The organism is Serratia sp. C2(1) (assembly GCF_036352655.1).
In the GTDB taxonomy this organism is placed as follows: domain Bacteria; phylum Pseudomonadota; class Gammaproteobacteria; order Enterobacterales; family Enterobacteriaceae; genus Serratia; species Serratia inhibens.
In genome coordinates this window covers 1,603,888-1,630,825 of record NZ_JAZFBA010000001.1, presented here as the reverse complement: position 1 = coordinate 1,630,825, position 26,938 = coordinate 1,603,888, and the positions used below count along the sequence as shown (strand labels likewise).

Here is a 26,938-nt window from a genome sequence, read left to right as displayed (position 1 = left end):
CTATCTGTGCAGCGCCTCACAAATTCCCCGCTTTTCGAGCTGGCATCCCCTTTGCAATACCCACAGTGAACTCCGCAGCCCGACAAGGGCGTTAACCCACATAAGGAATCACTATGAGTCATTCACCCCAAAACGTGCGCGTTGGTCTGATTGGTGCCGGCCGAATGGGCAGTTTCCATGCGGAATCATTGGCGCGGCGCGTGCCGGGAGCCGTTTTGGCCGCCGTGGCCGATCCGCTGCCGGGCGCCGCGCAGCGGTTGGCGGACCGGCTGGGCGTCCGCGCCTTTAGCGATTTGCAGAGCATGCTGGATGACAGCGAAATCGATGCGGTCGTCATTGCCTCCCCGGCGCGCACCCATGCGGAATGGGTGATTGCCGCCGCCCGGGCCGGTAAGCATGTGTTCTGCGAAAAACCTATGGCCATTACGCTGGAAGAGGCGGATCGGGCCATCGCCGCCGCCAAACAGGCGGGTGTCGTGCTGCAAGTGGGATTCAATCGCCGCTTTGTCAGCGGCTTTGCCGCCGCCATTGCCGCCGTGAAGGAGGGGGAGAATGGCGTTACCCAGCTTTCCCGATCGGTAACCCGCGATCCTCAGTTGCGCGATCCGGCGCCGATCCCCGCCTGGACCATTTTTTTGGAAACGCTGATCCACGATTTTGACACGCTGTTGCACTTCAACCCGGGCGCCCGGCCGGTTGAAGTGTATGCGCTGGCGGATGCGCTGGTGCGCCCGGACTTCAAGGATAAGGGGTTACTGGACACCGCCGTGGTGACTATTCGCTTCGATAACGGCGCTATCGCCACCGCAGAAGCCAACTTCCAGGCGGTCTACGGCTACGACGTGCGCGGCGAGGTGTTTGGCAGCAAAGGGATGCTGCAGGCGGGCAATATCAATCTGAATAACTGCGTGCGGTATCACGCCGGCGGCATCGCCATCGAAACCTCGCGTCAGGATACCGATCTGCTGCACGACGCTTATGTGGCGGAGCTGACTGAATTCGCCCGCTGTGTCCAGCAGAGGGAAACGCCGCGCGCGACCGGACAGGACGCCCGCAATGCACTGGAGATTGCATTGGCCTGTATCGAATCGGTGAAGCAGGGCAAACCGATCGCGCTGGGGGGACAATAATGGCCGGATATCAGCTGTCAGTGTGCGCCGAGATGGTGTTTCTCGATCTACCGTTTGTCGAACGCGTAGCGCGTATTCATGCGCTCGGCTTCGGCGTCGAGATCTGGAACTGGGAAAATAAAGATCTTGATGCGCTGATTGCCACCGGCGCGCGTTTTACTTCGATGACCGGTTATCTCGCCGGTAACCTGACCGACGACGAGGATATCGCCCAACTGTTGCAAACGGCGGAACAGTCGCTCGCCATCGCGCAGCGGTTGAACTGCCCCAGCCTGAATCTGCATGGCACCGGCCTGGATCCCAACGGCTTGCCGGTGAAGCCGGTGGAGGTGGTGACCGGTGCCATGTGGCTGAAGGCGGCCGATACGCTGGGCCAACTGGCGCAGCAAGGGGAGCGCGCCGGTAAGGTGTTCACGCTGGAAAACCTCAACCTGCCGCGGGACCATCCGGGCACGCCCTTTGCCAAAGCCTGCGACACATTGGCCTTGGTTGAAGCGGTCAACAGCCCGGGGTTGAAGATGAACCTCGATCTTTACCATGCGCAAATCGGCGAAGGCAATCTCATCGAGCTTATTCGCCGCTGCGGGCCGGCGATAGGCGAAATCCAGGTGGCCGACGTACCGGGGCGGCAACAGCCGGGGACCGGTGAAATCAACTATCGGGCCATCGCCCGCACGTTGGACGAGATCGGCTACCGGGGCGTAGTGGCAATGGAAGGATGGGCATCCGATGACAGCACAGAGGCGCTGCAACAGTTCCGCGACCATTTCACTTTATAACCGCAGTAAACCCGGGCTGTGGTCTGTTGCCCGGGATGAAGAGTGATGCATTGATTTTAATAATAAATTTATCTCAACCTACAGGATGACATCATGAAAATCAGAAGCTTGCCGTTGATATTGCTTAGTCTGTTTCTGGCCTTTGGCGCCCAGGCGAAAACCTATAAGGTCGGCGTCGCGCTGGCCAATTTCGATCTCAACTTCGTGTCCATTTTACGCTCGCAAATGGTGAGCGAGCTTAAGCAGTTGAACATGGACGGCCAGTTTGTCGACGCCAAAGGCGACGTGGCGCTGCAAGTACAGCAGGTGGACGACTTTATCAACCTGGGGGTGGATGCCATTATCCTCAACCCGGTAGATACCCAGGGCGTGAAGCCGATGATGGATGCCGCCGAGCGGGCCCATATCCCGCTGATTTTCGTCAACCGCAAACCGGAAGTTAAGCTGGGTAATGCCATGGCGTATGTGGGATCGGACTCGGCGGAGGGGGGCAAGTTGCAAATGGAGGCGCTGGCGAAACAGATGAATTATCGCGGTAATGTGGCGATCCTGATGGGGGCGCTGTCCAACGAAGAGGCGCGTGAACGCACCCGCGCGGTGGAAGAGGTGATCGCCAAATATAAGGACATGAAGGTACTGGAAAAGCAGACCGCCAAATGGCAGCGCAATGAAGCGGTGGATGTGGTATCCGGGTGGTTGCTGAACGGCCGACCGATCGACGCTATCGCCGCCAATAACGATGAAATGGCGATTGGCGCCATCATGGCGCTGAACCAGGCTAAAAACAAAAGCGTCCTGGTGGCGGGCATTGACGGTACGCCGGACGGTCTGCAGTTTATTAAAAACGGGGGCATGGTGTTGACCATTTTCCAGGACGCCAAAGGGCAGGCTATCGGGGCGGTGCAGGTCACCAAGGCGCTGCTGGAAAAGCAAAAGACCGAGGCTTACAACTGGGTGCCTTATAAAACCATCACTCAACAGAATCTGGCGGAGTTTGTGGCCGCCAATCAACAATAGCCGCAGGTTCTGCGGCTATTGTTGGATGATTTTACTGCTTCACTGACGGGGCGCGTTTGGCCAGCATTCGCAGCGCCAAACCGCCCGCCGCTGCCAGCGTGGCCAGCAACACGACGCCCTGCCAACCGGCGCTTTCGAGGACTTTGCTGCCGAGAGCGGCACCGCTCGCCATACCGATAAACACCAGGGTAAACAGGATGGCATTCAGGCGGCTGCGGGCTGCCGGGTTGATGGCGTAAATAATGGTCTGGTGCGCCACCAGCGTCGCCTGGATACCGAGATCAAAACCGACCGCGCTCAGCGCGATGAGCGCCAGCTGTGCGGGCAGCGGAAGCCAGGGCAGCAGAAACATCAGAGCGAATGAACACACCACCATGGCGGCGCCGATTTTAGTGACATAGTCCGGCCCGTGACGATCGGCCAGCATGCCCGCCAAAGGGGCTGCCAGCGCACCGGCCGCGCCTGCCAGCCCAAAAGCGCCGGCTACTGCGCTGCCAAGCTGATATTTTTCCGCCAGCATCACCGCCAGCGTCGACCAGAAAGCGCTGAACGCGACCGACAGCAAGCCCTGAGCCAACGCGGCACGTCGCAGTTCCGGGTAATCGGCCCACAGTTTCCCCAATGAGCGCAGCAGTGCCGGGTAGCTCAGCGTGGTATTGGGTTTGAAACGCGGCAGTACCGCACCGATGGTGAGGGTGATGACCAGCACCCCCAATGCCGCCAGCATATAAACGCTGCGCCAGCCGAAATATTCCGCCACCACGCCACTGAACACGCGCGAGAGTAAAATGCCGGCCAGCAACCCGGTCATCACTGTGCCCACCGTTTTGCCCCGGTTGGCGTCTGAAGCGAGCGTGGCGGCCGCAGGGATAATGTCCTGCGCCACCGTAGCGGCCAAACCGATCGCCAGGCTGCTGAGCAGCAGCAGCGGAAATGAAGAAGAAAAACCGCACAGCAGCAGGGTGAGTGCCAGCAGCACGCCCTTGATCCGGATGATCTGGCGGCGATCGTGACGGTCGCCCAGCGGGGCCAGCAGCAGGATGCCCAGCGCATAGCCCGCCTGGGTCAGGGTGGGTACCATGCCGGTATCACTGACCCCGGCGTGGAACGTATCGCCCATAATGCTCAGCATCGGCTGGCTGTAGTAAATGGACGCCACGCTCAGACCGGCACCGGCGGCCAGCAGGAAAACGATTTTGGCGGAAAGCGCAGGGGCAGGCGCGGTGGTGGCTGATGAAATCAGGCTCATGATGGTTATCCAGAACAAGTAAAGTGGGGCTATTCTTGCCAGTTTTCGGCGGAAACTGTAGCCCCTGGACAGGTAAAACTGTTATACGTAATACGTATGAATAAAAATCCATTTCCCAATGGCGACCGTATAGCCATGCTGCAAACTCTGGTGCGCATTGTCGACAGCGGCAGTCTCTCGGCTGCAGCGGCGCAAATGAACACTTCGCAGCCCACCATTAGCCGGCGTCTCCAGGTGCTGGAGCAACTGCTTGGCGTTAAATTAATCCAGCGTACGACTCACGCCATGAAGCTGACGGACGACGGCGAGCGTTGTTATCAGCATGCGCGCAAGCTGATTGAGCATTGGCAAATCATGGAGGATGAACTGCGCGGTGTGCGTGATGAGCCTGTGGGCGTATTGCGGGTACGTGCGCCGCATGCCTTTGGCCAGGATCAACTGATTGGGCCGTTGGGGGATTACCTGCAACGCTACCGACAGACCAGCGTGGAATGGACGCTCAACGATCATTCGCCCGATTTCATTCCCGAAGGCGTGGACTGCGCGATCCACGTCGGCGCGGTGACCGATCCTTCGGTGGTCGCGGTGCTGCTGGCGCAGGTACCGCGCATTGTGGTGGCCGCGCCTGAACTGCTGGCGCGCCATACGCCATTGGCGCAGATCGGTGATTTGGCACAGTTGCCCTGGCTGGCGCTAAACAGTTTTTATCGCAATGAAGTGACGTTGACGCATACCGCCAGCGGTGAAGATTACCGTTTTGACATTGTCCCCAGGTTGAGTACCGACAGTCTTTATGCCGTCCGCAAGGCGGCGTTGAACGGCGTGGGAGTGGCGATGTTGTCGTCCTGGGTGGTTAAACAGGATCTGGAGCAGGGGCTGCTTACCCCGTTGATGCCGGGCTGGCACGCCGCGCCCTTGCCGATTTATCTGCTTTACCCCTATGCCAGTTATTATCCGGCGCGGTTGCGTAAATTCCTTGAGCTGATGAAAGAAGTGATGCCACGCATCACCGGTGCACAGGCGCCACTGCCGTGAGAGCGGCGGCTTTGCGCGGCGTACAGCGGAATAGGTCGTCAGCGGCGCGATAAACAGCGTAAATGTAGAGTGCCGGCGGGCGGATTCAACCTGATTGGCGACGGTATCTGTTTGATAATCGAAAAACACCTACCGTCCATTTCACTCGAGAGAATCGCCCATGCACTTTACTCAAGCCATTGCCAGACTGCCTGCTGATAGCTGCGGCAGCGGCCAGACCACCGCTCAATTGGGCGCGCCGGATATCGCCGCCACCGGCCGTCAGTTTTTGGCCTATGTGGAGACCTTGCTGCGCCTGGGGCTGAAAGTGACGGTGTTACCGGCAGCCCCGGCCTTCCCGGACGCCCACTTTGTGGAAGACACGGCGGTGGTCATGCCGGAGCTGGCCGTGATCACCCACCCGGGTGCGCCGAGCCGCCAGGGCGAGGTGGACACCATTGCGCCGCTGTTTGCAGGCGAGCGCCCGGTGGTACGGATGAGCCGGCGCGGCCACCTTGACGGCGGCGACGTGCTGCTGGTCGATCGTCAGTTTTTTATTGGCCTGACGGCGCGTACCGATGAAGCCGGCATCGGCGAGTTTGCCGCTGCGGTCGAGCCTTATGGCTACCGGGTGACCGCCATTGAAGTCAGCGCCGGGCTGCACCTGAAATCCATCGTCAACTATGTTGGCCACAACACCCTGCTGTTGACGGAAGACTACCAGCGCCATCCTGCCTTTAGCGGTTTTAACGCCATCGTTATCCCGGAAGCAGAGTCCTATGCCGGCAACACGCTGTGGATCAACGATACCTTGATTACCCCACGGGGTTACCCGCAAACGCTGGCCCAAATCGAAAAGTTGGGCATGCCCATCGTTCAGCTCGACACCAGCGAATTTAAAAAAATGGACGGCGGCCTGACCTGCCTGTCACTTCGTTTCTAGCGCTTTCTTGCACCGGGGATCTCAGCCATGAAAAAAAAATTAGCGGTTCTACTGACCAGCCTGGCCCTGGGTGGCCCGGCGGCGGCCCAGTCTTTCGATACCATCAGCTTTGGCGTCGACGGCGGTTACCCGCCTTTTGACGTGCTTTCGCCCAGCGGCGAGATCACCGGTTTTGATATCGATATCGCCAATGCGCTGTGTACGCAGCTGCATGCCAAATGTGTTTTCGTCAAACAGCCTTTTGAAAGCATGATCGCGGCGCTCAATGCGCGTAAGTTCGATGCCATTATCGCTTCGCTGACCATTACCGACGAGCGCAAGAAAGAAGTGGATTTCACCGATCGCTACTACCGCAGTTCGGCGCAGTTGGTGGCGCGCAAGGGCAGCCCGTTGCTGCCGGATGCCGCCAGCCTGAAAGGCAAAACGGTCGGCGTGCAGACCGGCTCCATTCATGAAACCTATGCGAAGAAACATTGGGCCGGACAGGGCGTGAAGATCGTTTCTTACGCCAATCAGGACAATGTTTATCTGGATTTGATGTCCGGGCGGATTAATGCGTCGTTGCAGGACAATACCCAGGCGGCCAGCAGCTTTATCGATACCCCGCGCGGGCAAAAATTTGCCTTCGCCGGCCCGGCGATTACGGACAGCAGTATCTCCTCCGACGTGGGCATCGCGGTGGGCAAAGACAACCCGGCGCTGCGTGACGCGCTCAACGGCGCCATTAAGGCCATCCGTGCCGACGGCACCTATGATGCCATCCAGAAAAAGTATTTCAGCTTCGATATTTACGGCGGCTAAACCGACACTGACGCCGGCTGGCCCGGCATTAAGACAAGAATGGGAGGCCGGGAATGGTCATCGAGTATTTGCCGTTGCTGGCTCACGGTGCGGCGCTGTCGCTGTGCGTGATGCTGGTTTCGCTGGCGGTGGCGCTGGCGCTCGGCCTGATTAATGCGCTGATCAAGCTGTTCGGCCCGCGCTGGTTGCGCTGGTTATCGACGGGTTACACCACGCTGGTGCGCGGCATTCCTGAACTGGTGATTATGCTGTTGCTGTTCTTTGGCGGCGAAATGCTGGTCAACGGCGTTCTTGGCCTGCTGGGGTTGGGGCCGTTGCGCTTCAACACCTTTATCTCCGGCGTGCTGGCGATTGGTTTCGTGTTTGGCGCTTACTACACGGAAACCTTTCGCGGCGCTTTTCTCACCGTCGAACGCGGCCAACTGGAAGCGGCAATGGCTTACGGCATGCGCCCAGGGCAGGTGTTTCGCCGCGTCCTGCTGCCGCAAATGCTGAGTTTCGCCATTCCCGGGATCAACAATAACTGGCTTGGCTTGATGAAAGCCTCTGCACTGGTGTCGATCCTGGGGCTGGAGGACATGGTGTGGCTGGCGGAGCAAGCGGGGCGAGCGACGCAAAAACCTTTCCTGTTCTACTTCCTGGTGGCGCTGATCTATATGGTGATTACCGCGATCTCCAGCTGGGGCTTTAGTCTGCTGGCGCGTCGCTACGCGCTGGCTTCCTCGACCGCTGCGGGAGCACGCTGATGACTCTGCAAGATATGCTGGACGTGGCACCCAGTTTTTTGTGGAGCGACGGCTCGGATGTGACCGGGCTGGCGCTGACGGCCAAACTGTTTTTGCTGTCGGTGGTGCCGGGCCTGCTATTGGCGGTGCTGATGGCGGTCGGCCAGGTGTATGGCCCGCGCCCGCTGTCCGGGTTGATCCGTTGCGTGACCTATTTTTTCCGCAGTACGCCGCTGTATCTGCAATTGATGCTGATTTACTACGGCCTGTCGCAGTTCGACGTGGTGCAGTTGGGCTGGCAGAACGATCAGCCTTTCTGGTTGCTGTTTCGTGATGCCACCTTTTGCGCCACGCTGGCGTTGGTGCTCAATACCAGCGCCTACGTCGCGGAGCTGTTGGCCGGCATGATGGGCACTTTTCCAAAGCAGGAGTGGGTCGCCGGTGAGGCGTTTGGCATGAGCCAGTGGCAGATAATTCGCCGGCTGGTGTTACCGGCGACGTTACGGCGGGGTATTCCGGCGCTGAATAACGAGATGGTCTTTCTGCTGCACGCCACGTCGCTGGCCAGCACGGTGACGCTGCTGGACATTACCGGGGTGGCACGCGCTTTTTACGCCGCCACCTATTCGCCGTTTATTCCCTTCCTGATGGCGGCAGCGCTCTATCTGCTCTGCACCTTCCTGCTGATTTTCCTGTTTTCGCGGGCAGAACGGCGCTGGCTGGCCTTTATTCGCCGTGACTGAGGCGGCTCAGGATCGTTTGATGGATTGCAACTCGGTCAGCGTCACGATTTTATCCACCCGGAATTTTTTGCTGGTCAGCCAGGCGTCGGCCAGCAACCGGTAGCTTTCCATGCTGCGGCAGCCGATACGCACCAGAAAATCGAAACTGCCGCTCACCAGCCAGCAATCCAGCACCTCTGGCGTATTGCGCATTTCCTGCTCGAACGCCGGCTGAGAATGGCCGTGATCGGCCAGCGCGATTTGCGCCTGTATCACAAAGGCATGTTCCGGTTCCGGCAGTTCGATGATGGCGCTGTAGCCGCGGATAATGCCGTCGCGCTCCAGCCCGCGTACCCGTTCCTGGCAGGGGCGAGCGGTCAGGTTGACCTGCTCGGAGAGCTTTTGATAGGAAATGCGGCCATCCCGGCACAGTATTTCAAGGATTTTTTTGTCGATTCGATCAAGCCGGGCTTTTTTTTCCACAGATAGGGCGTCCAATGAAAAGTAAACATCATAAGTTACCTGAACATGCCCTGGGGGGGCAGCGCCAATTCACCAGTTTTCATTTCGGGCAGCCCGGCCAGGGCGAAAAGATTTACCTGCAGGCCGGTCTGCATGCCGACGAACTGCCCGGCATGCTGGTGCTGCATTATCTTAAAAGATTACTCAGCCAGGCGGAACGGCGCGGGGAACTGCAAAGTGAAATAATCATTGTCCCGGTCGCCAATCCCTTGGGGCTGGCACAGGTGCTGCTCAACGGCGGCGTCGGGCGGTTTGATCTGGTCAGCGGCCGCAATTTCAACCGCGACTTTCCCGATTTGGCTCTGTTGCTGCGCAATGCGGCCTTTGTCTCGTCGCAGCCTGCCGTGCCGCAGGTACGTGCCGCGATGCGTAAAGCTTTGCATGCCATGCCGGACCGCAGCGAGGCAGAAGCCCTGCGCCGGCAACTGCTGTTATTGGCTTGCGATGCCGATGTGGTGCTGGACCTGCATTGCGATGACCGCGCGATATTGCATATGTACGCCGACCCGGCCTGGCGCGAGCAGGCGGAAGAGCTGGCGCGCTGTATGGGGATCGGCGCGGTGCTGCTTTCGCAAGACAGCGGGGGCGGCTCGTTTGACGAAGCCTGTGGGTTGCCGTGGCATCGGCTGGCGCAGCAGCATCCCGCGTTAAACCTGCAACCCGGCTGCATGGCGGTCACGTTGGAACTGCGCGGACAACAGGATATCAGCCACCCATTGGCCGGCAACGATGCCGAACGTCTCTATCGTTATTTGCAGCACCGTGGCGCCATTGCGGGCGAGCCGCCGGCAATACCGCAGTTGGAGGTTGCCATGTTGCCGTTTGCCGCCGGAGAGATTGTTACCGCGCCCGCCAGCGGCATTCTGCTGCCGTTGCGCCAGCCGGGTGAATGGGTGGAGGCGGATGAAGCCGTGGCGGAAATCATTGACCCGATCACCGATACCGTAAAAGCGGTGCGTGCCCAGGCGGGTGGGCTAATCTATGCCAGCCGCCGCGCACCCTTTGTCACTCTGGGGGCGGAAATCATGAAGATTGCCGGTAAAACGCCTTATCAGGGGGGCGGTGGCCTGGCGTCGTGATAAGCACCGCGATCGCACGCCGCCTGAACGCGGAGGTGATTAACCCATCAAATATATTGAGTTTATGAATGAAATACATGAATAGCGGGAAAGATGGCTAGCCGACCACCGTCCATGTTAAATTTGCTGGGTGCTCCGTAACGCCTGATGACAAAGAGAATTAAAAATGAAGATCGGCTATTTTTTCCCTATTGCGATTATTGTTGCGGCCCTGGCTCTGCTGACCCTGTTTGTTGTCGGCGGCTATGCCACTCCGGGCGGTTGAGCGCCATCGTGTAACCGTTCGGGCCAGAGAAGTCAGTGTCTATGAGCACAGCTAAACCGCGCCGCCCGCATGGGCGATGGGTCTATTACATTTTATATGAAGATATTCTGTGGCCTTGCCCCGTCAAGTGGGAGTGGGAAAGCAGTTACAATGCCTGGTTGCCTTTTTACTACTCGCCAACCCTGGAATTCGTTGCCGGTAACCCCGCCAAAGCGACAAAAATCACCAAAGCCAAAACCAAGACCAAGGTCTGAACCGGGGCGTTTGACGAACCCACGGCCGTCTGGCTACCCTTAACTTGTCTCTGGCGCCAGCGCCCACACGTACTCTGCCGCTAAGGAAGCCTGACCATGCGCAACTTTTCCTGCCCGAACTGCGGGCAGCAGCTGTCGTTTGAAAATTCGCTGTGTTTGTCTTGCTCAAGCTCCCTGGGGTTCGATTTGCCTGGCCGGAGATTGGTGGTTATCGCGGCTCCCGGCCCTGTGGGCGACGACGAGCCGGAACAGGGGCACCTGTGCGCCAATATGCATATTGCGCAGTGCAACTGGCTGGTGGAGCAAGAAGGGGATTTGTGTGCGTCGTGTCGCCTGACCCAAACCCGGCCGGCGGATGATGATGCGGAAGCGCTCCCGCTGTTTGCCGAAGCCGAAACGGCCAAACGCCGCCTGATACTGGAGTTGACCGAACTGGGCCTGCCGATCGTCAGTAAAAATGACGATCCGGACAACGGACTGATCTTCGAATTGCTTTCCAGCGAACGGCGGCAGGTGCTAACCGGCCATGCGAACGGCGTAATTACGCTGGATCTGGAGGAGGGGGATGACGTTCACCGTGAGCAACTGCGCGTTTCCATGGGCGAACCTTACCGTACGTTACTGGGTCACTTCCGCCATGAAGTGGGGCATTACTATTACAGCCTATTGATCATTCAGCCCGAACGGCGGCAGGCGTTTGTCGATCTGTTTGGCGACCCGGATGCGGATTACCAGCAGGCGCTCGATCGACACTACCAGTTGGGTGCTCCCGAGGGCTGGCATGAATGTTATGTTTCCGCCTATGCCACCATGCACGCGGCGGAGGACTGGGCAGAAACCTTTGCTCATTATCTGCATATTCGCGATACCCTGGACACCGCGGCAGCTTACGGTTTCGCCGCGCCAGACGCCGCTTTCGGCCATTCGGCTGAAACGCCCGATTTTGATCGCCTGATCGCGCTCTGGTTACCGGTCTCCTGGGCGCTGAACCAGCTCAATCGTTCGATGGGGCATGCCGACCTTTATCCCTTTGTGTTGCCGGCACCGGTGCTGGAGAAAATGCGATTTATTCACCAGACCCTTGCCGACGCGAAGAAAAAGGGCACTGGACTGCCAGTGCCCTGACGCGTTGACTTAAAGCAACATATCAACCACTACGCGGCCAGTGATTTTGCCCTCACGCATGCGGCCAAAGATGTCGTTGATTTGCTCGAGCGGCTCTACCGAGATGGTTGCCGCGACTTTCTCACGGCCGGCGAAGTCCAGAGCTTCTTGCAGATCCTTGCGCGTACCGACAATCGAGCCCCGCACCGTAGTGCCGTCCAGCACCATATTGAAGATTGAAAGGTCAAAACTGCCCGGCGGCAAGCCGTTCAATACCATGGTGCCGCCGCGTCGCATCACGGTGGTGGCCTGCTCAAACGCCTTGGGCGACACCGCCGTCACCAGCACGCCGTGCGCGCCGCCGAACTCCTGATGGAAATAGCGGCCTGGATCGACGTTTCTCGCATTGGCCACTACCGAAGCGCCCAGGCTTTTGGCGAAGGCCAGCTTGTCATCGTCAATATCGACCGCCGCCACGTTCAACCCCATGGCGGTGGCGTATTGGATCGCCAGATGCCCGAGACCGCCGATACCCGAAATGACCACCCAGTCGCCGGCCTTGGTATTGGTCATTTTCAGACCTTTATAGACGGTGACACCGGCGCAGAGGATCGGTGAGATAGACAGAAAATCGACGTTATCGGGCAAAATACCCACGTAATTGGCATCGGCCAGGCAGTATTCGGCAAAGCTGCCATTGACCGAATAGCCCGAGTTTTGCTGGGAATGGCACAGCGTTTCCCAGCCGCCGAGACAGTGTTCGCAGTGCCCACAGGCAGAATATAGCCAGGGCACGCCTACGCGGTCACCCTCTTTTACGTGGGTAACGCCTGCGCCCACCGCCACTACATGGCCGACGCCCTCATGCCCGGGAATGAAAGGCGGGTTGGGTTTGACCGGCCAGTCGCCGTCGGCGGCGTGCAGATCGGTATGGCACACCCCGGTGGCGGCGATCTTGACCACGATTTTACCGGGCGCGACCTCCGGGATCGGAACCTCCTTAATCACCAAGGGTTGTCCAAACGCAGTCACCACAGCAGCTTTCATCGTTTTCATTTTCAGACCTCGAGAAGTTGTAGGGTTGGAACAGGCAACATTCAGTTAAAACAGACCCTGCGGTTTGGCGTCGTAGCTAACCAACAGGTTTTTCACCTGCTGGTAATGCGACAGCGCGACCTTGTGCGTTTCGCGGCCGACGCCGGAGTTTTTGTAACCACCGAAGGCCGCATGCGCCGGGTAGAGGTGATAACAGTTGGTCCAGACGCGCCCGGCCTTGATGGCGCGGCCCATGCGATAGGCGCGGTTGTTGTCACGGGTCCACAGGCCTGCGCCCAGCCCGAACTCGGTGTCGTTGGCCAGCGCCAGCGCTTCGGTTTCGTCTTTGAAGGTGGTGATGCCGATGACCGGCCCAAAGATCTCTTCACGGAAGAAGCGCATGCTGTTGTTACCGGTGATGAGCGTTGGCTGGAGATAAAAACCTTGCTGCAAGGTCTGTTCCTGGCTGGTGCGCTCGCCGCCAGCGATAATTTTCCCGCCTTCGTTTTTGGCGATCTCGATGTAAGAGAGGATCTTGTCGAACTGCTGTTGGGACGCCTGTGCGCCAATCATGGTGTCGGTGTCAAACGGGTCGCCCTGACGAATGGTGGTGATGCGCGCCAGCACTTTTTCCATAAATTGCGGGTAGATTGACTCCTGGATCAGCGCGCGTGAAGGGCAGGTGCAAACTTCACCCTGATTGAAGAAACCGAGGATCAGCCCCTCAACCGCCTTATCGATAAATTCCGGTTCGGCCTGCATGATGTCTTCAAAGAAGATATTGGGCGATTTCCCGCCCAGCTCCACGGTGCTGGGAATGATATTCTCCGCCGCGCAGGCCAGGATATGCCTGCCCACCGGGGTTGAACCGGTAAAGGCGATTTTGTCGATGCGCTTGCTGGTCGCCAACGCCTCACCGGCCTCTTTGCCAAAGCCGTGAACCACATTGAGCACGCCCGGCGGCAGCAGATCGCCAATCAACTCCAGCAGCACGCAAATGCTGAGCGGCGTCTGTTCTGCGGGTTTAAGCACCACGCAGTTGCCGGCGGCCAGCGCCGGGGCCAGTTTCCAGGCCGCCATCAGCAGCGGGAAGTTCCACGGAATAATCTGCCCCACCACACCGAGCGGTTCGTAAATATGGTAGGCCAGGGTGTACTGGTCAATCTCGGTAGCGGTACCTTCCTGCGCGCGCAGGCAACCGGCGAAGTAGCGGAAATGATCGATCGCCAGCGGGATGTCCGCATTCAGCGTTTCGCGGATCGGCTTGCCGTTGTCCCAGCTTTCTGTCAACGCCAGCATTTCCAATTGCGATTCCATGCGATCCGCGATGGCCAGCAGCACGTTGGCACGGTTTTGTACGCTGGTGCTGCCCCAGGCGTCTGCGGCGGCGTGTGCCGCATCCAGAGCACGCTCAATATCCTGCGCGTCGGAGCGGGGGAACTCGGCGACGGTTTTCCCGGTTACCGGGGAGGTGTCGGTAAAGTAGTTACCGGAAACGGGTTCGACAAATTTGCCGCCAATGTAATTGCCGTAGCGTTGTTTGAAAGAAACCAGCGAGCCAGGCAAACCGGGATGGACATATTTCATGTTAAACACCTCTCAAAGGAACACGGGCTGTAGGTTGGGCGCCCAGTCTGGGGCACCTTGGCTAAACATAAGCATTGCCTATGCCACATTGTTCCATTACCTGGGTGTTTATTTGCTAAGTTCTTTAATATCATCATCTTGGTGATTATAAATATTCGCTGACGCCAATAAGAACGGTGAATTAACATTCATTTCTATTATTTTTTGTGTCCCATGTCGCAACGCATGAGACACATTCATGATACAAAAATGCAACACTTTTGCGCGGGAGAAAGGCATGTTGCATAAAGACCGGACAGCCGTAACGGGGTTCGCCTCCGACCATGAAAACAGGCCTCTCCCCAACCCCCTGTCAGAGTCCTGGCAGCGCAGCCAACGCTACGGCCTGAGCAGGGCCGACGACCACGTTCCCTTTGTCCGACCGGCCGCGCTGAATGAAGTACGCGGGCAAAACGGCTGGGTGGCGCAACTGGCTCAACCGCTGATTGCCCGTTTGGGTGGCGAAATCAACCGACAGCCTTCCATCATTGTGGTGTCCGATGCCAGCGGGCTGGTGCTGGAGACCTGCGGCAATACCCATTTCTTGCGCAAGGCGTCGCGCATAGCGCTGGCACCGGGCAACCAGTGGGGAGAGCAAGAGCGCGGTACCAACGCGATCGGCACCGCGCTGGCGCTGGGAGAGTTGTGCGAGGTGAATGGCGACGAGCATTTTCTCAATCAAAACGCAGGGCTTTATTGCTCGGCCGCGCCGATTTTTCGGCCCGACGGGCAAATCGGCGGGGTGCTGGATATCTCAACGCCGGTGCAACGCCCGTACGACGACGCCCGGTCACTGATTCTGCAGGCGGTCCGACACATTGAACATCAATGGGTGAAGAGCACGGTCACGGCTCACCACTGGACGCTCAGCCTGCACAGCGATGCGCATATCCTCGGTACTGCGCATGAACTGATTCTGGTCTTCCGCGATGACGTGCTTACTGCCGCCAACCGGCTGGCGATGCAAGAATTTAACCTTTCACCGGCGTCCTTTGGGGCGCTGGATTTCGCCACGCTGTTCCCGGAGATGTCGCGACAGACGTTGAATGCGCCCTGTCAGACACGGGCCGCCAACCATCGCCGTTATTACTCGCTGCTGGAGATGCCCGAACGGCATTCACATGCCGTCAGGCCCTTTGTTCAGCCTTTTGATCGGGACGGGGCAGACAAACAGAAAGCGTTGCGTATTTTGAACGCCGGCCTTGCACTGTGCATTACCGGGGAAACCGGCTGCGGCAAGGAGCACTTCAGCCGGCGGCTGTTCCAGGAAAGCAAATGGCGGGAGGGCAACTTCGTGGCGATCAACTGCGCGGCGCTGCCTGAAAACCTGATCGAATCCGAGCTGTTTGGTTATGCGCCCGGCGCCTTTACCGGCGCCAATCCCAAAGGCTATGCCGGCAAGATCAGGGAGGCCGACGGCGGGGTGCTGTTCCTGGACGAGATTGGCGATATGCCGCTGAGCCTGCAAACGCGGTTGCTGCGCGTGCTGCAGGAAAAAACCGTCACGCCGCTGGGCAGCCGCCACGCCTGTTCGGTAGATTTTACGCTGATCTGCGCCACCAACCGCAATCTGGACACATTGGTGGCGGCCGGGGAATTCCGCGAGGATCTGCTGTACCGCATTCAGGAATTCAGTCTGTGCATCTCACCGCTGCGGCAGCGGGCGCATGTCGATCGCTTCATTCTCAGCCTTTGGCATGAGCTGGGCGCCGATAAGCGCGGCATCAGGCTGGCGCCGGACGCGCTGGCCGCGTTGGCCCGCTATTCGTGGCCCGGCAATGTACGGCAGCTGTTGAGTACGCTGAAGGTGCTGCTGGCGTTGGCGGATGACGACAACCTGATTGCGCTTGAGGATCTGCCGGAACAGTTCAACGCGCTGCCGCCGCTTTGCGCGGAAGCCAACACCGTTTCGCAAACCGAGCCGGAGGTGTTCGCCGCCATCAGAAACGCCAACGGCAACATCAGCCAGGCGGCCAAATTACTGGGCGTATCGCGCAGCACGCTTTATCGCAAAATGGAGAAAAAGCGCCTTGGTGCAGATGAGTGACGGGTTAGCCGGCTGAGGCAAAACAAACCCGGAAGTGCTGAAGACAGGCGCCGGGTAAGAGCCGGCGCCTTGAAAGCCGGAAGATCAGTCCCCCAACCCCAGCGGATTGATTTCAGAACGTTCGATTTTCTCGTCGCTTTCCGCCCAGCGATCCAACACTTTCAGGTAGCTGCCGTTGGCGATGGCGCTGTTGAGCGAAGCCTGCACGGCATCAACCAGGCCGTTGCCCTTTTTCAATGTCACGGCGATGTTGGCGCTGCGCGGCCAGCCGCCCGGCACTATGCCGACCAACTTGGTTTTACCGTTTAATTTAGCCTGATAGGCGCCGGCTACGTTCGGCCCGAAAGTCGCCTCGGCCCGGCCGGATTGGATCGCCAGCGTCGAGGCCGCTTTGTCGGTGACGTAGATCGGTTGGAGAGCGGGCAGCCCTTTGGCCTGATTCTCTTTATCCCATGCCAGCAACACCGCCTCCTGATTGGTGCCGGAGTCGACGATGATCTTCTTGCCGGCGATATCCGGTGCGGACTTTATCGAGGTGATTTTACTGTCGGCCTTCACGTAGAAACCCAACGTGTCCTGGCGATAAGTGGCAAAATCGAATTTGGTTTTACGCTCTTGGGTGACGGTGATGTTATAAATTGCCGCGTCGTATTTCCCTGAGGTCACCCCCAGCGGCCAGTCTTCCCAGGATGTCGGCACCAGCTTGAGTTTTAGCCCAAGCCCATCGGCGACCAGCCGGGCAATATCCGACTCGCTGCCAATCACCGTTTTATTGTCGCGTGCGTACAGCCCGAACGGCGGGCCGCTACCCAATATCGACACGGCGACGGTTAGCGTCCCTGGCTCAACGAACTTAAATCCCGCCGGGATCTTGGCGACGGCCTCTGGGCTTTTAACCGTGTTTATCGGGGTTTCATTGGCGATCAGATCAATTCCCGGTGCGGCATTGGCGATGAAGGACATGCTCAGGAGTGCCGCCGCTGCGGTTAATTTAGCGCTATACATCATGATTATTACCTGCATTATTATGTTGTTGAGGCGGTCTGCTCACTATCCTCGAAGCCGCTAAATCTGTGAACGAACAAAATTAACTAACTAATTTTAGAAAAATCGGGTTGCAGCGGAATATTGCCCGCCTCAATCGTCGATTTCTTCGTTATCGCGCACATTGGCCCGCAGCAGGTTGAGCACCTTGGGCGCCTCAACGGCTTTGCTGAACAGGAAGCCCTGGCCGAAATAAAAACCGGCGGCGCACAGCGTCTGGCGTTGCTGCTCGGTTTCAATCCCCTCGGCGACGATATCGATGGCCAATTTCTGCCCCAGAATACCCATGCTTTCGACGATGCCCAATATGGCCGGCTCGTCGTTCATCCGGCGGATAAAATCGCAATCCAGTTTAATGCAGTCCAGCGGGTAATTCATGATGTGCGTAAAGGCAGAATGTCCGGTACCAAAGTCATCGAGCGCAATCCTGATGCCCATTTCCTTGAGCATTTGCAAGGCCCGCAACACATACTTCGAACCGTGTTTGTTGAACGCATGTTCGGTGACTTCCAGCTCGATAAGGTGGTGCGGAATGCGGAACATCAGCAATCGTTGCAGGAAGGTTTCGGCATAATTGTCGCGTAAAAACTCGATAGGGGACGCGTTCAACGACACCGGCAAGACGTCTACGCCGGCGGCGATCCAGCGTGAAATATCGGCAAAGACTTTCATCTGCATGGCTTCGCTGATTTTTGTCGCCAGTTCATAGTCGCTGAAGGCTTCACTGACGGTATCCGGCAACTGCATGCCGTTCACCGGGCTATACCAGCGCAATAGCGCCTCAAAACCCACGATCTCGCCGTTGACCAAATTGACCTTCGGTTGATAGCTGGGGCGGATGCGGTTATCACGCACAATCTGCCGCGCGTGGTTAAGCTGTGAGGCACGCGCCTTTGCTTTCTCCATCATCTGTTGATTGAACATGTAAACGCCGCCGCGGCCGCCGTCCTTAAGTTCATACAGCGCGGTATCGGCGCACTTCATCAGTTCCGACGGGTCATGGGCATCCTGAGGATAAACGGCGCAACCGATGCTCATGCCGCAATGCAGCGCCTTGCCGCCGTGGGTGATCGGCGATTCGAGTTGCAGCAGGAAGTTATTGGCGATTTTGAAGATATCCTGCTCATTCTCTATGTCGCTGATGACCACCGCAAACTCATCGCCGCCGAGCCGGGAAACAAAAGAGTCAGGGTTCAGGTGCGCCGTGAGCCTTTTGGATAACACGCGCAGCAGATGATCGCCCGCAGCATGCCCAAGGGTGTCGTTAACCAGTTTAAAGTGGTCGAGATCCAACAGAATCAGCCCGAGTAATTTATTGTTGCTCAGGGCGCGTTTCATTTCCTGTTTTAATTTTTTCTTGAATAACCGCCGGTTAGGCAGACCGGTCAGGTCGTCATATTCACTGGCGATCAGCAAACGCTTCTCCGCTATTCTTTGCGAGGTCACATCGCGGGAAACGCACAATATATTTTGTATCCGGCCATTGTTATCGGTGACCGGGCTGAGGATATTATCCCAATGCTGCATCTTGCCATTTGGCGTGACGCTAAGGCCGGCGAATCTGGCATTGCGGCCATTCAATACTTTGCGCAACGCTTTTCTGCCGCGCTTGCGTATTTCTACCGGCAGCAACCCCAGCCACGACATGCCAAACTGTTTTTGGTTTTCATCCAGGCCAAGGGCAATGCAGCCCGCTCGGTTCATGTGCAGCAACGAACCGTCATTATTGATGATCTTGATGCAGTCGACGCTGGCGTCGAGCATGTTTTGCTGCGCGGCCAAGGTCGCGGCGAGGATGTGTTTTTCCAGTACTTGCTCGTGGATATCCACGCAGGTGAGACACCAGCGCGGTTCCTCAGGCAGGGGATCTTTGGCCGCGTTGAATGACAGCAAAAACCAGCGAAACTCACCGCTGCAATGGCGCAGGCGGCTTTCATTCACGAACGAGGTGGCGGTAGCCATTGCCTGCTGCCACAGGCTGCGAACCAGCGCGTGATCGGCCGGGTGCAGGGCTTTCAACCAGCCGTCATCCTCATTATCAAATGAAGCCCCACCGGTATATTCACGCCACCCTTTATTAAAGTGTCCGCCCAGGCTTTTACCCACGCCAATGAGGTTCGGTAAACCGTCAAAAATTACATTAGCTATATCAACAGGATGATTGTCATCACTGTGAACAGGTAAAACATGCATGCTTTTTTCCTTCTGAAAGCCGCCTGAGATTCGCTCCAAAAGGAACTGTTTTAATAATATTCGTGCCTGCGGGAATATGCCAATAACCGGGCTTGGGGCGGTAAAAAGCCGATTGAAAGAATGAGATATTATGCCGGGTAAAACAGTAGGATTATTCTTGTAAAGTGAGGGGAGGCTTTCTATGGATTAACGCTAATTCACGATAATTCATAAAAAAAGCCCCCATCATGTGGCGGGGGCTTTTTGTTATTGCGTACCTTGAGCGTTACTTATCGAGCGCGTAGGCGATCACGTAGTCGCCACGGTCCGGTGACTGGCGTGCGCCGCCGGCGGAGATAAGAATGTACTGCTTACCGGTGGTCGGTGAGACGTAGCTCATCGGGGTGCCGCCGCTGCCGACCGGCAGACGCGCTTTCCACACTTCTTTACCGGTGGATGAATCAAAGGCCCGCAGGTAGTAATCCTGAGTGCCGGCGATAAACACCAGCCCGCCCTGGGTTGCCAGCGTGCCGCCCAGCGTTGGCATGCCTATCGGCATTGGGGCACGCATTTTAATGCCGAATGGCCCGGTGTCCTGCACCGTACCGGCCGGTACCTGCCACACCACTTTCTGGGTTTTCAGATCGATAGCGGACAGGGTGCCGAACGGCGGTTTCTGGCACGGAATGCCCAGCGGTGACATAAAGCGGTTCTTGTTGACGCCGTAAGGGGTACCTTTTAACGGCACGGCGCCCATACCGGCGTTAACCGATTCGCCGCCGTTGCTGGCCGGGGCGTTGGCGTCGGTTTTTTGCGGGATCATCTGCACCCACAGGCCCAAACGCATATCGTTGGCGAAGATGTAGTGGTTGTTCGGATCGGTAGACAATCCACCCCAGTTCATACCGCCCAGCGAGCCTGGGAAGCTGAGTGAGAGATCGGTGTCCGGTGCGGTGAACAGGCCATCGTAACGCATCGATTTAAAGCTGATGCGGCACATCAACTGATCGAACGGCGTTGCGCCCCACATGTCGGATTCGGTCAACTTTTCTGCGCCAATCTGCGGCATGCCGACAGAGAAGGGCTGTGTTGCCGAATACTGCTCGCCCGGAATGTTGCGGGGTTTCACCGGCAGCTCTTTCACTTCGGTCAGTGGCTTGCCGGTGTGGCGATCCAACACGAAGATCTGCCCGGTTTTGCCGCCGAATACCAGCGCAGGGCGGGTGGTGCCGTCCTTCATCGGGAAATCGATCAGGCTAGGCTGCATCGGGACATCGAAATCCCACAGATCGTTATGTACGGTCTGATAAACCCACTTTTCTTTACCGGTTGTCGCATCGAGCGCCAGAATGGACGCGCCGTATTTGTGGTCCAGCGCATTGCGGTTGGCGCCCCAGAGATCCACAGAAGAGCTGCCCATCGGCATGAACACGGTGTTCATCGCCGGATCGTAGGACATTGGTGCCCAGGAGTTCGGTGTGCTGCGCACAAAGGTCTGGCCCGGTTTCAACGCCGCGTTCGGGTCTTGATTGCCTGGGTCGAACGCCCAGCGCATTTCACCGGTGATCACGTTAAAGCCACGCAACACGCCGCCAGGCATGTCGGTTTGCACGTTATCAGCCACGCGGCCACCCACGACGACGGTAGTGCCCGCCAGCGTAGGGGCGGAGGTCAGCTGGTATTTCGGATCCGAGGCATCGCCCAGACCGGCTTTCAGATCGACGACGCCGTTGTTGCCAAAGTTCTGGCAGAACTCGCCGTTATCGGCGTTGATCGCCACCAGGCGCGCATCGATGGTGTTCATCAGAATACGGCGCTGACAGCTGTCACCGGCGGCAAGCTGAACCGGTGCCACAGGGGTTGAACCTGGGACTGTCGGTTGTTGCAGGGGTTTGGTGGCGTCGAAGTAGGCCAGGCCGCGGCAGCGGTTCCACACCTGCGATTGCGCGTTGATTTCGCGCTTCCAGATCGCTTTCCCGCTGTCGGCTTCGACGGCGATAACGTTGTTGTGCGGGGTACACAGGAAGATGCGGTTGCCGATTTGCAGCGGCGTCTGCTGGTCTTCTGCGCCGTTACCGCCAGGGCTGATCGGGATATCGCCGGTGTGGAAGGTCCAGGCGACTTTCAGATCTTTCACGTTGTCACGGGTGATCTGGTCCAGCGCCACGAAACGGCTGCCGCCTGGGGTATTGCCGTAGTTGTCCCAGTCTTTTTGCTGTTTGGCTTTATCTACCGGGATCAGCGGCAACTGCCGGCCGCTGAAAGCGACGGTGGGGTGCGGCTGGAACATCTGCACGAAGGCAACGACCATACCCACAGCCAGCACGGCGGAGAGCAGGTAAGAAAGTTTCGCCAGCGGCGCTTTCCCTTCCGGTTTACGCAGTGCAGGCCAGCTAAGGAAGGCCAGAATCATCAGGCCGGTTGGCACCATCAGCCGTGAAATCAAGGGCCAGAAATCAAAACCGGCGTCGGCCACTGACCAAATCAGCGTGCCGATGAACACCAGCAGGAACAGCGTGACTGCCGAGGATTTGCGACGGAAGAATTGAACGGCGGAAAGCAGGGTGACGATACCGGCAATCAGGAAGTAGGCGCTGCCGCCGAGCGAGACTAACTTTCCGCCGGCGATGGCGAAGAATAATCCCGTAACGGTAAGAATTACCCCCAATAAACAATACCATAATTTAAGCTTTATACCCGGCCGGGTAGTTGAATCAGACATGTTCAGGCAGTCTCCGAAAATAATGTGTATTACGACTCGTTTACCAAAGTGTAATCGTTACTTCGCACCCTGCATTGAGGCAGGGCGCGGAGCAAAAAATTAAACAGTGAATGCGACGGATTGTACCATTTGATTCGTTAGGCTGTTAAGGATATGTTGCTTTTAAACCAGGATATTGCTCACTTTTATAACGACGCGAAGATACGGCGGTGCCAGAAGGACAACGCGTTCTGGTTAAGCTGCTCCAGATATTCTGGAGAGGGATTGTTTTCCAAGACATTTTCGCGTGCATGTTGCAAGCCAGGAACGCTGCCGCGGGACTGCCTGTGTAGAAGGATATTTCTTGCTTCGGCCAGTTCCCGGTCGCTTAACTGCGCCAATTCCAGTTCCATTTGCTGCAAAAATGCTGCGGTATAATGATCCAGTTGCGCGACGGTATATTTTGGTGACTGTAACGCAAAGAAAATACCTTCGACATCGACGCAACGGTAATAAGTACAGTGCACGACATAGCCAATATTTTGATCGACGCGCAGACGCTGGAAATAGCGCGAGGCATAAAGCTGCGCCAGCAGTTGAAGAGCCCAACGTGCCGCGGCCGACGTTTCCGGCAGCGGATAAAACACTAACCGGGCATTTTCATCGCCGCTTTCCGCGAGCGCGACGCGCTCTGCGGGCGTACGAATACGGTATTCCCCGGCGGGGACGATCGGCTCGGGAAAATCATTGAGTAAGTGTGCCAGCCGTTGTCGTAAAACCGCATTCCCGCCGGTCAGCGTGGCCTGCCAGCTCACGAGGCCCGGCGTTAATCCTGCCGACAATGCGGCCGGCAACTGCGCCAATAAGCGACGGATGGCGATGTCGCCTTGTTCCCGCGCCTGCGCTCGCTGGCAGGCTCTCGTTGCGTCACGCTGCATTGCGGGTGATATCGCCGCCAGCCGGTGGTTGATGGCGGTGACGGCGCGACACAGCAACGCATCCTCTCCGGCCAGTTGCAGCACCCACACTCCCTGATGACGTTCGACGCTCAGATGCCCATCCTGATGCGCCAACTCGGCCGCCAGCGTACGCAATGCCGATTGCAGGAGATACCCCCGTTGTTCCTCAAAAAGCACATCCGGCGCGGGCCGCAACAGCAAAACGGGCGAACCCTCATCGTTAGGCCGATGTTTTAACGGTGCGTGGCCGACGGGCGGGGGGGCGCTGTGCGGAGATGCGACGTCGACAGGGAAGAAAGTGAAACGCGCGGTGACTGGCGGTGGGTTTTGCGGATGGAAGAGGGTCAGTTTTAAAGGCAATCCTCGATACTCGGTGACTTCGCCGCCGGCATCAGGTCGTACAGATAAACGGCTCATTGAGGCAGACGCAAGCATGGCGATCTGTTCTGCCCAATGGTCGGTCGCTTGTACCGGCGGCAGACCAAAGGCGTTCGCCCGTAATTGATCGAGTGGGGCAAGGCGATCGAATGCCCGATTCGCCAGACGGCTATAATGCTCGAGATGGCGTCCGGTCAGGCCGGCCAATTGCTCCAGCCAACCAAACAGGGCGGCTTCAATGGCTGCCGCCTCTGCGGTTGTGCCCTGAATAACGGTGAACGCCAGAGTGAGCAGTGAACACCCCTCGCCGCATGTTGCGTGAATTAACCGGACAGCGTCGCTGTACTCCTCTGCGCGCAGCCAGGCCATCAGGCCGCCAGGCGCTTCATCCAGCAGTAGACACTCCAACAACCGCAGCCACTGGCGCTGTGTTGCCGGTTGTTGATTGAGGGCAAAGGTCAAGCGCAATTGCGGTGCGCCCGGCAAATCGAGCGTGCGGTCGCCTATCTGGACAGTGTGCGAGACGGCCGGCGCTGGAGGGCGAAGCCCCTTGGCAATGCGCGCACCATATTTTTCGGCCATGGCGCGTAATTGATCCGGCGACTGTGGCCCTTGCAGCCACAGCGTCATGGTAGCGGCGTTGTAATGCCGTTGATGAAACTGTTGCAGTGCAGAGCGCAGCACCGCCATATCCTCGCCAAAGCCGGCGCGGCTGCCGATATGAAAGCGATGCATCGCCGCGATGCCGTCGAATGCTTGCTGCTGTGCCGCCTCGCAGAGTGTTTCTCCCTCAGTGCGCAGTAATTGATATTCGGCGTCAATGACATCCGCCTCTTGATCCAGCGCGTCAGTTGCCAGCAGCGGGGCGATCAGCATATCGATCAGACGGTCAATGCCGGCATCAAATTGCTCCGGGCCGATTTCAAAAAAGAAGAAGGTACGCGTCGCATGCGTGGTGGCGTTAAGACGCCCTCCCTGAGAAGGCACCCAGTTCATTAAGCCTTCTCGTGCCTGGAATCGTTCGCTGCCGCGAAACAGCATATGTTCAAGCAGATGCGCCAGCCCCGGCCATGCGAGCGGTTCTTGGTAGCTGCCCGCATCGACCTGCATCAGCGCGGCGGCGCGGGTCGCTGCGGGATCGCTGATCAGATTGACTCGCAATCCGTTGCCGAGTCGCACAGATGAGGCGTGACGTCCCATGATTTAACCTTTGAAGATTAACTTCGAGTTGGCGGCGTTGCGAAAACGCAGTTGCTCAATCCCGATTTGCGTATGGTTGGCGGCCTCGCGTGCGGCCAGTATGGTGGCATGGTGCGGCGATTTAGAGCACACCGGGTCGGCATTTTGGGCATCGCCGGTCAGCATGAACGCCTGGCAGCGACAACCGCCGTAATCTTTCTCTTTCTCGGAGCAGGAACGGCACGGCTCCGGCATCCAGTCATAGCCACGATAGCGATTAAAACCAAAGGAGTGATACCAGATGTGTTGCAAGTCATGCTCCAGCACGGAAGGGAACTTCACCGGCAATTGACGCGCGCTGTGGCAGGGCAACGCCATGCCTTCCGGCGTCACGCTCAGAAAGATCGCGCCCCAGCCGCCCATACACCCTTTTGGCCGTTCTTCGTAATAATCGGGCGTGACGAACAGCAAGTTCGCCAGGTTACCGCTGTCGCGCATTTTTTCGCGGTAGCGCTGCACGACTTCTTCCGCACGCGCGATTTGTTCGCGAGTCGGCAGCAGGCCTTCGCGGTTTAATTGCGCCCAGCCATAAAACTGACAGGTCGCCAGTTCGACATCGTCGGCTTCCAGTTGAATGGCCAACTCAATGATACGGTCGATTTGATCGATATTGTGGCGATGCAACACGAAGTTGAGCACCATCGGGTAGCCGAGTGCCTTAACCGCTTTCGCCATCGCCAGTTTTTGCTGGAATGCCTTGGCGGATCCCGCCAGTGCAGCATTCAGCGTTTCATCGCTGGCTTGAAAACTGATCTGGATATGATCCAACCCGGCGTCCGCGAAGGTTTGCAGTTTTTTCTCGGTCAGCCCGATGCCGGAGGTGATCAGGTTGGTGTAAAAGCCCAGATCGCGCGCGGCGGCGATCAACTCGGGCAAATCCTTGCGCACCAGCGGTTCGCCACCGGAAAAGCCCAGTTGAACGCTGCCCATCGCCCGAGCCTGGCGGAACACGTCTATCCACTGTTCGGTGGTCAGCTCTTGCTCCTGGGCGGCAAAATCGAGCGGATTGGAACAGTAGGGGCATTGCAGCGGGCAACGGTAGGTCAGCTCCGCCAACAGCCAGAGTGGGGGATTCACCGCAGGGGCGGCGGTTATATCAGTCACGGAAAATCACCCATTTTTGCGCATAAGCGCGTTGGAAAAACTCGACTACGTCGTCCGCCAACCCCTGCGCCTCCGGGAAACGGGCATTCAGTTGGCCGATGATGTCATTCAGCGTCGACTTGCCATCGACCAGTTGCAAAATGAGCGCAGCGCTTTCGTTCAGTTTAGCCATGCCCTCCGGATAGAGGATGACATGGCTATTTTGCACTTCTTCCCATTGCAGGCGATAACCGCGCCGGAATAACGGGGTTTGCTCTCGGTTCAGCGTCATTACACCAACCTCCGGTTGTGCCACACCCGCGCGTCGGTCACGCAGTGGTAAGGCTGCCTGTTAAGGGTATAAGCCATGCTCATGGCATCCAACATGCTCCAGAGGATATCCAGTTTGAACTGCAGGATCTCCAGCATGCGCTGTTGTTTCTCCACCGTATCGCAATAATCCAGCGCCAGCGTCAACCCGTGCTCAACGTCGCGGTTGGCTTGCCCAAGACGGCTGCGGAAGTAATCGTAACCTTCCTCATCAATCCACGGATAATGCTGCGGCCAGCTATCAAGGCGCGACTGGTGAATTTGCGGCGCAAACAGTTCGGTCAGCGAACTGCATGCCGCTTCTTGCCAACATGCGCGGCGAGCGAAGTTGACGTAGGCATCCACCGCGAAGCGTACGCCCGGCAGCACCAATTCCTCAGACAGCAGGATGTCGCGCTCAAGGCCCACCGCCTCGCCGAGGCGCAGCCAGGCTTCAATTCCGCCTTCGCTGCCGCCGTATCCGTCGTGATCGAGAATGCGCTGCACCCATTTGCGCCGCGTTTGCGGTTGCGGGCAGTTGGCCATGATCGCCGCATCCTTGATCGGGATGCTGGTCTGATAATAAAAGCGGTTAGCCACCCAGCCCTGGATCTGTTCCCGTGTGGCTTCACCGTTGTGCATCGCGATGTGATACGGGTGATGGATATGATAATAGGCGCCTTTGGCGCGTAGCGCCGCTTCGAACGCCTGTGCCGAGAGTGGCTGTTGCTGTGTCATGGT

The 26,938-nt window shown here is 57.9% G+C and carries 24 protein-coding genes; 13 read left to right on the top strand and 11 right to left on the bottom strand.

Translation table 11 applies throughout. The annotated features are described in order from the left end of the window. The first annotated feature begins 113 nt into the window (after positions 1 to 113). The 3 genes from V2S86_RS07570 (at position 114) to V2S86_RS07560 (ending at position 2,926) form a co-directional block, all read left to right on the top strand. The gene (locus V2S86_RS07570) at positions 114 to 1,130 is read left to right on the top strand and encodes a Gfo/Idh/MocA family oxidoreductase (RefSeq protein WP_330761896.1); all 1,017 of its coding nucleotides are present in this window, start codon (positions 114 to 116) and stop codon (positions 1,128 to 1,130) included. Beyond that, complete coding sequence (locus tag V2S86_RS07565) at positions 1,130 to 1,909, top strand: TIM barrel protein (protein WP_330761895.1); 780 nt, start codon at positions 1,130 to 1,132, stop codon at positions 1,907 to 1,909. Before V2S86_RS07570 ends, V2S86_RS07565 begins: the two co-directional genes overlap by 1 nt. Before the next feature lie 93 nt (positions 1,910 to 2,002). Continuing rightward, positions 2,003 to 2,926: a substrate-binding domain-containing protein gene (locus V2S86_RS07560; RefSeq protein ID WP_330761894.1), complete on the top strand. Its 924-nt coding sequence runs from the start codon at positions 2,003 to 2,005 to the stop codon at positions 2,924 to 2,926. 31 nt (positions 2,927 to 2,957) lie between these two features. Here the strand turns inward: V2S86_RS07560 and V2S86_RS07555 are convergent, their stop codons facing one another. Next, positions 2,958 to 4,175, bottom strand: a complete 1,218-nt coding sequence (locus V2S86_RS07555; protein ID WP_330761893.1) for an MFS transporter — start codon at positions 4,173 to 4,175, stop codon at positions 2,958 to 2,960. Positions 4,176 to 4,271: 96 nt separating this feature from the next. Between V2S86_RS07555 and V2S86_RS07550 the strand changes: the two genes are divergently transcribed. The 5 genes from V2S86_RS07550 (at position 4,272) to V2S86_RS07530 (ending at position 8,401) form a co-directional block, all read left to right on the top strand. Next, positions 4,272 to 5,210: a LysR family transcriptional regulator gene (locus V2S86_RS07550; RefSeq protein ID WP_330761892.1), complete on the top strand. Its 939-nt coding sequence runs from the start codon at positions 4,272 to 4,274 to the stop codon at positions 5,208 to 5,210. 160 nt (positions 5,211 to 5,370) lie between these two features. Beyond that, a complete protein-coding gene (locus V2S86_RS07545) occupies positions 5,371 to 6,132 on the top strand; it encodes a dimethylarginine dimethylaminohydrolase family protein (protein WP_330761891.1) in 762 nt (253 codons plus the stop codon). A 27-nt stretch (positions 6,133 to 6,159) separates the two neighbouring features. Then, the gene (locus V2S86_RS07540) at positions 6,160 to 6,933 is read left to right on the top strand and encodes an ABC transporter substrate-binding protein (protein WP_330761890.1); all 774 of its coding nucleotides are present in this window, start codon (positions 6,160 to 6,162) and stop codon (positions 6,931 to 6,933) included. A 53-nt stretch (positions 6,934 to 6,986) separates the two neighbouring features. Beyond that, positions 6,987 to 7,679: an ABC transporter permease gene (locus tag V2S86_RS07535; RefSeq protein WP_330761889.1), complete on the top strand. Its 693-nt coding sequence runs from the start codon at positions 6,987 to 6,989 to the stop codon at positions 7,677 to 7,679. Further along, a complete protein-coding gene (locus tag V2S86_RS07530; RefSeq protein WP_330761888.1) occupies positions 7,679 to 8,401 on the top strand; it encodes an ABC transporter permease in 723 nt (240 codons plus the stop codon). Before V2S86_RS07535 ends, V2S86_RS07530 begins: the two co-directional genes overlap by 1 nt. 6 nt (positions 8,402 to 8,407) lie before the next feature. Here the strand turns inward: V2S86_RS07530 and V2S86_RS07525 are convergent, their stop codons facing one another. Further along, positions 8,408 to 8,863, bottom strand: a complete 456-nt coding sequence (locus V2S86_RS07525) for an Lrp/AsnC family transcriptional regulator (RefSeq protein ID WP_004944442.1) — start codon at positions 8,861 to 8,863, stop codon at positions 8,408 to 8,410. A gap of 14 nt (positions 8,864 to 8,877) precedes the next feature. On the opposite strand from V2S86_RS07525, the gene V2S86_RS07520 reads away from it, so the two are divergent. The 4 genes from V2S86_RS07520 (at position 8,878) to V2S86_RS07505 (ending at position 11,625) form a co-directional block, all read left to right on the top strand. After that, positions 8,878 to 9,981: a succinylglutamate desuccinylase/aspartoacylase family protein gene (locus V2S86_RS07520; protein WP_330761887.1), complete on the top strand. Its 1,104-nt coding sequence runs from the start codon at positions 8,878 to 8,880 to the stop codon at positions 9,979 to 9,981. Between the two features lie 166 nt (positions 9,982 to 10,147). Beyond that, complete coding sequence (locus V2S86_RS07515; RefSeq protein ID WP_330761886.1) at positions 10,148 to 10,246, top strand: YoaK family small membrane protein; 99 nt, start codon at positions 10,148 to 10,150, stop codon at positions 10,244 to 10,246. A gap of 41 nt (positions 10,247 to 10,287) precedes the next feature. Then, positions 10,288 to 10,500, top strand: a complete 213-nt coding sequence (locus V2S86_RS07510) for a hypothetical protein (RefSeq protein WP_119802828.1) — start codon at positions 10,288 to 10,290, stop codon at positions 10,498 to 10,500. A 96-nt stretch (positions 10,501 to 10,596) separates the two neighbouring features. Then, complete coding sequence (locus V2S86_RS07505) at positions 10,597 to 11,625, top strand: zinc-binding metallopeptidase family protein (RefSeq protein ID WP_330761885.1); 1,029 nt, start codon at positions 10,597 to 10,599, stop codon at positions 11,623 to 11,625. A 9-nt stretch (positions 11,626 to 11,634) separates the two neighbouring features. Here V2S86_RS07505 and adhP read toward each other — a convergent pair whose 3' ends face one another. Together adhP and exaC are read right to left on the bottom strand one after the other, a co-directional pair. After that, positions 11,635 to 12,660 (bottom strand): alcohol dehydrogenase AdhP, encoded by a 1,026-nt coding sequence (gene adhP / locus V2S86_RS07500; RefSeq protein ID WP_330761884.1) that lies wholly within the window; start codon positions 12,658 to 12,660, stop codon positions 11,635 to 11,637. A gap of 45 nt (positions 12,661 to 12,705) precedes the next feature. After that, the gene (gene exaC / locus V2S86_RS07495; RefSeq protein ID WP_330761883.1) at positions 12,706 to 14,226 is read right to left on the bottom strand and encodes an acetaldehyde dehydrogenase ExaC; all 1,521 of its coding nucleotides are present in this window, start codon (positions 14,224 to 14,226) and stop codon (positions 12,706 to 12,708) included. Between the two features lie 277 nt (positions 14,227 to 14,503). Between exaC and V2S86_RS07490 the strand changes: the two genes are divergently transcribed. Beyond that, positions 14,504 to 16,312, top strand: a complete 1,809-nt coding sequence (locus V2S86_RS07490; RefSeq protein ID WP_330761882.1) for a sigma-54-dependent Fis family transcriptional regulator — start codon at positions 14,504 to 14,506, stop codon at positions 16,310 to 16,312. Positions 16,313 to 16,396: 84 nt separating this feature from the next. On the opposite strand, the gene V2S86_RS07485 is transcribed toward V2S86_RS07490, so the two are convergent. The 7 genes from V2S86_RS07485 to pqqC all read right to left on the bottom strand — a co-directional run bounded on the left by V2S86_RS07485 (position 16,397) and on the right by pqqC (position 26,935). After that, the gene (locus V2S86_RS07485) at positions 16,397 to 17,320 is read right to left on the bottom strand and encodes an ABC transporter substrate-binding protein (RefSeq protein WP_330761881.1); all 924 of its coding nucleotides are present in this window, start codon (positions 17,318 to 17,320) and stop codon (positions 16,397 to 16,399) included. 129 nt (positions 17,321 to 17,449) lie between these two features. After that, on the bottom strand, positions 17,450 to 19,549 hold the full coding sequence (locus V2S86_RS07480; RefSeq protein ID WP_330761880.1) for a putative bifunctional diguanylate cyclase/phosphodiesterase: 2,100 nt from the start codon (positions 19,547 to 19,549) through the stop codon (positions 17,450 to 17,452). Positions 19,550 to 19,814: 265 nt separating this feature from the next. After that, positions 19,815 to 22,250, bottom strand: a complete 2,436-nt coding sequence (locus V2S86_RS07475) for a glucose/quinate/shikimate family membrane-bound PQQ-dependent dehydrogenase (protein ID WP_330761879.1) — start codon at positions 22,248 to 22,250, stop codon at positions 19,815 to 19,817. A 185-nt stretch (positions 22,251 to 22,435) separates the two neighbouring features. Next, entirely contained in the window at positions 22,436 to 24,766 is a 2,331-nt protein-coding gene (gene pqqF / locus V2S86_RS07470; RefSeq protein ID WP_330761878.1) for a pyrroloquinoline quinone biosynthesis protein PqqF, read from the bottom strand. 3 nt (positions 24,767 to 24,769) lie between these two features. Continuing rightward, on the bottom strand, positions 24,770 to 25,909 hold the full coding sequence (gene pqqE, locus V2S86_RS07465) for a pyrroloquinoline quinone biosynthesis protein PqqE (protein ID WP_442996134.1): 1,140 nt from the start codon (positions 25,907 to 25,909) through the stop codon (positions 24,770 to 24,772). Then, entirely contained in the window at positions 25,902 to 26,180 is a 279-nt protein-coding gene (gene pqqD / locus V2S86_RS07460; protein WP_006318437.1) for a pyrroloquinoline quinone biosynthesis peptide chaperone PqqD, read from the bottom strand. Before pqqD ends, pqqE begins: the two co-directional genes overlap by 8 nt. Then, positions 26,180 to 26,935 carry a pyrroloquinoline-quinone synthase PqqC gene (gene pqqC, locus V2S86_RS07455; RefSeq protein ID WP_004944485.1) on the bottom strand — a complete coding sequence of 252 codons (756 nt, stop codon included), beginning with the start codon at positions 26,933 to 26,935 and terminating at the stop codon, positions 26,180 to 26,182. Before pqqC ends, pqqD begins: the two co-directional genes overlap by 1 nt. Positions 26,936 to 26,938: the final 3 nt, after the last annotated feature.